1 protein-coding gene is annotated in these 365 nt (G+C 41.6%); it reads right to left on the bottom strand.

Annotation, left to right across the window (positions count from 1 at the left end; translation table 11 throughout):
- Positions 1–61: 61 nt before the first annotated feature.
- Positions 62–365: WD40 repeat domain-containing protein (locus tag ACYVTD_RS18030; protein WP_461248984.1), on the bottom strand; the 304-nt coding region annotated here is incomplete at its 5' end.

Genomic DNA, 365 nt, shown 5'->3' on the forward strand with positions numbered 1-365 from the left:
GATTAAAACGCTTAAAAGTTTATCCGTTCCCGACGGCGTTGAAATTGAGAATAGCGGTAATTTACCTTTGAGTCCCGATAGTTCTGATTAATTCGCCTGTTTTGGCATTCCACTGTTTTATGCTTGTATCTCGTGAGCCTGAAATTATCTGTTTGCTGTCGGGACTGAACGCTACTGAAATTACCCATGAAGTATGTCCGGCAAAAGTTCTGATTTCCCTGCCTGTCGCCGTGTCCCATAGTTTGATTGTGTTATCATTGGAACCTGAACCTGAAACAATTTGAGTGCCGTCATGACTGAAACAAACGGAATTAATCCAACCTGTATGTCCCGATAATGTTTTAATTTCTTTGCCGGTAATAGCG

The sequence above is a fragment of the Treponema sp. R6D11 genome (genome assembly GCF_054786075.1).